At 53.0% G+C, this 6665-nt stretch carries 4 protein-coding genes; 1 reads left to right on the forward strand and 3 read right to left on the reverse strand.

Annotation, left to right across the window (positions count from 1 at the left end; genetic code table 11):
• Positions 1 to 117 precede the first annotated feature (117 nt).
• Positions 118 to 2037 (forward strand): sensor histidine kinase, encoded by a 1920-nt coding sequence (locus OEL90_RS05570; protein WP_291400152.1) that lies wholly within the window; start codon positions 118 to 120, stop codon positions 2035 to 2037.
• Between the two features lie 108 nt (positions 2038 to 2145).
• Here OEL90_RS05570 and hutG read toward each other — a convergent pair whose 3' ends face one another.
• The 3 genes from hutG to OEL90_RS05585 form a co-directional block, all read right to left on the reverse strand.
• The gene (hutG, locus tag OEL90_RS05575; RefSeq protein WP_291400150.1) at positions 2146 to 3177 is read right to left on the reverse strand and encodes a formimidoylglutamase; all 1032 of its coding nucleotides are present in this window, start codon (positions 3175 to 3177) and stop codon (positions 2146 to 2148) included.
• Positions 3178 to 3255: 78 nt separating this feature from the next.
• The gene (locus tag OEL90_RS05580) at positions 3256 to 4158 is read right to left on the reverse strand and encodes a glycyl-radical enzyme activating protein (protein WP_291400148.1); all 903 of its coding nucleotides are present in this window, start codon (positions 4156 to 4158) and stop codon (positions 3256 to 3258) included.
• An 88-nt stretch (positions 4159 to 4246) separates the two neighbouring features.
• Positions 4247 to 6665 (reverse strand): glycyl radical protein (locus OEL90_RS05585; RefSeq protein ID WP_300687409.1); only part of this gene is annotated, 2419 nt, incomplete at its 5' end.

The following is a 6665-nucleotide window of genomic DNA, read 5'->3' on the forward strand; positions in this document are numbered from 1 at the left end:
TAGAGTTCAACCTCACAACAATATGATACAATTAAAGTGTCTGGCGCTGGGTGTACAACCGCGGTCCAGGCACTTTTTCCATTTGAGAGTCAATCATCTGTAAAGCGAGGGATCCCTATGAGCTTGAAGCGCCGACTCGCGCTGATCTTATGCGCGCTGATCATCTTTTTGACGATCGACCTCAGTTATTTCTTATACCATAAATCCGCCTCCATCATCAACCAGGACGCAAATAATTACATGGCGGCACAACTCGAAAGGGCCAAGGAGAACATTGATCTCTCGCTGGAAATCACGCAGCTGGAAACTGAAAATCTTGCCAGTGACCTCCAGGTGAGGGATTTTCTTAATAAGAACCTGTCCACCGGCGAGATGAACACTTATCTCAAGGAACTCATGACCCAGCGTGACCCTGACCACGAGCAGTACATGGATCTGTTTATTCTCGATCTCAGCGGACACATTTCAGCCGCGACCAAGTCGGAATTCATGAATCTGGATCTATCCAGCCGAGACTATTATTTAAAGTCCAGACGTACCGGAACCACAGTGACCAGCGATATTTTAATAGCAAGATCAGACGGCTCTCTGGTCGTCAATACCGTGAGTCCAATCTATGATGAGAACGGCACGCTGCTGGCCCACGCCGGGATTGCGATTTACGCGCAGTACCTGTCAAATGTGGTCAAAACCTTCGAAATGGGAGAAAACGGGTACTATATAATTCTCGATTCAGAGAACAGAATCCTCTCACATCCCAATGTCGATCTCATAGCAACCGAAGCAGACTTTGAGCTTCCTCAGAATTTGCGCACGGACGACCTTGAAAATGGTGCGGTTGATACCGCAGATCTGCCTGTCACGAAGTCCTCTGAGGGCGACCGCAATCTGATGATGTTCAAGCGCATGGCCAGCAATCAATGGATTTTGATTGCTGTACTGCCTGAAACCGAGCTCCTTGGCAAATCCATCAGTCTGCTTTCCGACGTCATCTTTATTGGACTGATTACGACCCTCCTCGCAGTCCTGGCCGCTTTTTATATTTCGGGAAAAATTACAGCACCCATAGTCGCCATCACAGAGTCCATTGACTCCGCGGCCAGGAGCAGCCAGCGCCTGACTCAGTCCGTCGCCAGCGCCGCACAACATCCGGGTTCCTCCGAAAAACTCTTCGAATCGGATGGCGCTGCAGGTATTGCTGCTTCTGACACAGCTTCAAGTGAAATCCGCAACTTATCCGGCTCCTATCAGAATTTCAAAGCTGCGCTCAGCGCCATGATTAAGAATTTCAGTCTAGAAAATGAACAGTTGTTAAAGCAGACCCAGACCTTAACCACCACTATTGAAAAACGCAATGATCAAACCGCCCAGTTTGTCTCTGTCTTATCCCACGACTTGAGAACCACGCTGACGCTCATCAAAGGCTACAGCAAGGCGCTGACCTCAGGTCTCAGCGTGGATGAAGACATTCGGCATAAGTTTTTGCTGGAGATTGTCGAAGGCGCTGAAGATCTTGAGCGCATCACCTCAGATATCCTGGACTCCGCCTATGAGGCGCAGGCAGAGCCAAAACTGCACGTCATTGAAGTCGACGCGGCTCAGTACGCGGCCAGAATTTTTGAGAATTCCAAACGCTATATCGAAGAGGCAGGACTGATTTTCGCAGGCATCTGCGAGAACACAGAGGGTTTACTTTCTATAGATCCGGTCAAAATCACGCGGGCCTGGAATAATTTAATGAGTAATGCGGTCAAGTATTCCGAAGCCGGCGGCGTCATCCGCGTCACTTTAAAAGGCGCTGACAGTCATCTGGTTTTCAGTATCGAAGATCACGGTATTGGCATCCCTGCAGAGGATCAGTCAAAAATCTTCGACATGTTTTTCTCCGGACAGCACAACAGAAAACAAGGCTATGGGCTGGGTCTCTTTATCTCAAAATCATTTTTGCAGGCCCATGGCACGACCCTTCAGTTTGCCTCTGAAAAAAATAAAGGCACGACTTTTTGGTTTGAATTGCCACTGAAAGGACCCCAATAGGCTCCCAAAAGCAAAGAAAAAAGCGGGATGAAATGACGTGCGACACGAAGCCTAATTACAGCTTCTGTGGACACCCATTTCAGATCCCGCTTTTTAATTATGGGAGGTTCAATCGACGCTCAGCAGCAAATTCCTGTTTTGACACAAGGTGTTCACTACGGTAAAAATAATGACTTTAGCCAGGCTCGCAGTGATATTGTCCTTGTCGAATCGCGGCGAGACTTCCGCGATATCAAAGCTGATCACTTTTCCGGACCTGATGAGGCGCTTCAAAATCTTCAGCGCCAGCTCCGGATCCAGACCGAGGGGCTGCGGTGCGCTGACCCCAGGTGCGAAAGCGGAGGAAAAAACATCTGCGCAAACTGTCACATATAAATGATCTGTCTGACCAACAAACGCCCCTATAGATTCGCTCAGCTGCCAGTGATCCTCCTGAATGAGGTCCTTGGCCAGCTTGTATTTGACCCCCAGCGCCTCCGCCGTTCTGAACAGTTCAATGGTATTGCTGTAACGCTGAACACCAGCGCAATAGTACAGAAAAGGCAATCCACTGGCGTCGCTCAAATCCGCAATCTGGCGAAACATGGTCCCTGAGTTCCCGCCGCTTGAGTAGGGCCTCAGGTCAAAATGGGCATCGAAATTGAAAATGCCTATCCTCGGTCGCGCCTCTTCGGATGTCAGGAACTTCTGCAGCCCCTGGTAATGCCCATAGGCTATCTCATGTCCGCCGCCCAGTAGAATGGGAAATAAATTTAACGTGAGCAGCCGCTCGACCATTAAGCCCAGCTGCCTCTGACTTTCCTCCAGATTCCCGTCCTCACAAATCACGTCACCAGCATCAAAGAGGGTGACCGACGAATCAAAATAACACGGCAAGTTCGCCAGTTCATGGCGGATGCTCGCCGGACCGTTGACTGCTCCACCCCGCCCTTTGTTTCTGCGGATGCCCTCATCTGACTGAAATCCTAAAAAGGCAATGCCGAGAGGACCGTTGTAGGACCCAATAGCGTCAACCTTCAGATCCAGAGGCCTCACACACTGATGCCATCTGAAGGCGAAGTAGTTGTCCTCGCTGTCTACTCTCCCGTGCCACTGATCAAGGTTTTCGAGTGGTTTGTATCGATCGCTGATGCTTACCATTTTAACTTCCTCCATTCAAATCCATCATTGCTATTGGAGAAAGCCTAACAGGCTGCTGTCAACAAATCGTCAAAACACCTACCTATAAGAAACCACCTTAACCCCACACCTCTCAACCAATGCCTTGAGCGCTTCCATCCGTGCCTCGCTTGGTGTCTCAAAGGCATACAGCCGGGATCCGAGATTCAGTGCCTCGTACTTATAATTCCCATAAGCATGGTACGGCAGCAGCTCAATAGCCGCTCGCGGGAACACCTCGCCGACGAACAATGCTGTAGCCTCAATATTGGCATCATCCTCATTCACCCCGGAAATGACGGGAATCCTGACCACCACATCGACCCCAAGCGTTGCCAGGCGCCTGAAATTCTCAAGGATCCGCCCGTTGTCCTGCCCGGTCATTTCCAGATGCCTTGCGCTGTCCATCAGTTTCAGGTCATAGAAAATGTGGTCCATGAGCGCCAAGCTCTCGGCCACCGCATCCCATTCAAAAAATCCGGAAGTCTCCAAAGCCAGGTGCACTCCAAGGTCGTAAAATTCCCGGACCAGCCCGTTGAAAAACTCCGTCTGGAAGGTGGCTTCGCCGCCAGAAAAGGTGACCCCGCCGCCTGACGCCTGAAAAAAGATGTTGTTGCGCATCACTTTCCCGACGACCTCTGACACTGACATTTCCCCGCCCATCATGGTTTTGGCTGCCGATGGGCACACCGCCACACACTTTCCACACAGTGTACACTGCGCCGGATTGACATGATGAGGCATGACCAAATCGAGGGCCCCCGCCGCCGGACACACCTGAAGACAGCGTCCGCAGTCTGTGCAGCGGCTTGCATGTGAGGCCACCACAGGCTTGATGCCCCAGGTTTCGGGGTTGGAGCACCATCTGCAGCGAAGAGGACATCCGGAAAGGAAAATCGTGGTGCGGATGCCATCCCCATCATGTACCGAAAAATCCTGAATCTGTGATACAACACCGGTCATGGCCTTCCGCCCCCTTTCTGATGGATCTGCAAATACTCATCCGACTTAACTATCCCCCGTCAAGAACCTTCACAAGACTCAAACCCGCCTAGACCAGCGCATGGGCATTCCGGGCTATAATCGCTTCCTGAACCTCTGGCGACAGATTGACAAACTGTGTGCTGTAACCCGCGACGCGAACTAAAAGGTCCCTGTAGTCTTGAGGTCGGTCCTGCGCTTTTCGCAACACCTCATTCGACACGGTGTTGAACTGGACGTGGAAGGCTCCCAGGGAGAAGTAAGCCCGAATCATGGATTTCAGGTTGTTGACCCCACGGCGCGTCTCCAGGAAGTCGGACATCAGCCGCAGATTGAGCAGCGTTCCGCCTGTATGGACGTCGTGATTCATCTTTGCCGCAGAGCGCATGGCGGCCAGCGGTGTCGAAGTATCCGAACCCACAAACGGAGAAACCCCTTCCGTGAGCGGCTGACGGGCCTTTCTGCCACAAGGGGTCGCGCCTACGACCTTACCCGCCGGAATATAGTTCGAAATCCCCATAAAAGCCGTATTGAAATGCGAGCCAAAAATGTCCTTATATTTTCGAGTTTCATGATAATAATAGTTGGCAATGGACTGTGCGATCCTGTCGACCTCTTCCTGATCATTGCCGTATTTCTCCACATTCACAGCCCGGCGCTGCAGATCCTCATAACCTACCCAGTCCGCTGCCATAGCCTCCGCAAATTCCTGGAGGGTCGCAGTCCCCTCTTCAAACACCAGCTTCTTGATCGCCATTAGCGAGTTGGCCACAACCCCCAGGCCAATCCCAGTCAGCACCGGCCCCACATTATAGCGGGCGCCGCCCCGGCTGAGGTCCTTGCCCTTCTCAAAACAGCCATCCACACAGGTAGAGAGGAACGGCCGCGGCACCATCTCTGAATGGAGCTGCTGCGCAATGACCGTACCTATCACAGAGTGATGCACCAGATACTGAAGCTGTGCCTCAAAAGCCGCCTTGATCTCCTCAAAGCTGGCAAAATCCGTCAGCGGCTTCACAGGAATCCCCAGGGTCTCCCCGCGGAGTCGGCTGTTCCCCTCATTCAAGGCATATTCCAGCGCGGCGCCAAAGTTGACGTTGACCGCCGCGGTCCACTGTCCTGTCTTTCTGAAATGCGGTACGACGCAGCCGCAGTTGTTCCAGTCCCGGGCATCCTCCGGCTCATACCCCGCCTGAAGCAGCATCCTGGAGCCCGCGTCGTCATTGTGGATCGCCGGGAAACCCGTCCCCGTCTTCACCAGGTCCACCACGGCGTTCATGAAGGCCTCGGGACAATCCGCATGAATCCGCACGCTGAGCCCCGGCTGATGGGTCTTCACCCGCTTGGTGGCCTCCAGGCACATATAGGTAATGTCGTTGGTGGCATCCGAGCCGTCGCGCTTTCGTCCGCCCACGGTCAGGTTCTGGAACTGATTATACCCCGCGAAGAAGTCCGCCGTGTTGGCTGAAATCGTCCAGACCCACTCGGAAAGCTTGATCCAGAGGGCTTCAATCAGTTCCTGTGCCTCCGCCGGCGTGATGCGTCCCGCCGCCAGATCCGCAGCGTAGAACGGGTACATATACTGGTCAAAGCGTCCCGGATTCAGCGCCAGCGGGTTCTCGGAGATTACGCCGCCCAGCTGTACAAACCACACGAACTGAATCGCTTCACGGAAGGTCTCCGGAGGATTAGCCGGTACCTTGCGGCAGACTCGTGCGATCTCCAGGAGCTCCTCCCTACGCTGCTTCAGCGGTACGGCCCACTCTTTTTCGCCTTTCTCAAGAGCTTTGTCAGCCGATGGTCCCGCCGCCCCAGCCACAGCCATTTCAGACGCTACGTCCCTCGCCATCTCCTCCGCTTTGTCCGCATAACGATTGGCAAAAGTAACAATAGCTTCCGCCGCAATGGCTATGGAAGTATAAAACTGGATCTTTTCAATATTCTCCCTGCTGACAGGCTCAAGCTCTGCGAGCTTTGCCTGTGCTTCCTCGCGAATACGGTCATAGCCTTTCGGGAACAGCGTCTCCGGATAATCCGGCGTCACTTCCCCAATGGCCTGACGCCACTTGGAGTCGTTGTCAATGATCCCCGTGTCAATCAGAATTCTTGCAGTGCTTTCCGGCACGCGGCTCAGGAATGCCTCTTCCAGGGACTTCCCCTTCCAGTAAGGGAAAATGTTCTCACGGACATAAGCACGCTGCTCGTCGGTCATCACATAAGGATCCTGCGGCCGCGTCTCAAAGGTGTCCATCTCTTTGTCCACCCATTTCCAGGAGAATTCCGGCGTCAGGATTCCAGTTCTGCGAAAGCGTCCCGCTGTGCCCACCAGGAGTTCGTCCTCAAAAATCTGAACCGGGAGCTCGCTGCAGGCTTTCAAGAATGCCTTGGCACGCCTGATTTCAATAGGTTCGCCCTCCGTCTCCTGATGGGAACGGGTCCACAGATCTGCACGATCATAGCAGATCAGCGGTCTTGAGTTCACATAAGAT

The organism is Acidaminobacter sp. (assembly GCF_030247605.1).
GTDB lineage: Bacteria > Bacillota > Clostridia > Peptostreptococcales > Acidaminobacteraceae > Acidaminobacter.

Coding starts and splice junctions, on each gene's coding strand:
- hutG (WP_291400150.1), bottom strand. CDS start 3,177: ATGGTAAGCATCAGCGATCGATACAAACCACTCGAAAACCTTGATCAG.
- OEL90_RS05580 (WP_291400148.1), bottom strand. CDS start 4,158: ATGACCGGTGTTGTATCACAGATTCAGGATTTTTCGGTACATGATGGG.
- OEL90_RS05570 (WP_291400152.1), top strand. CDS start 118: ATGAGCTTGAAGCGCCGACTCGCGCTGATCTTATGCGCGCTGATCATC.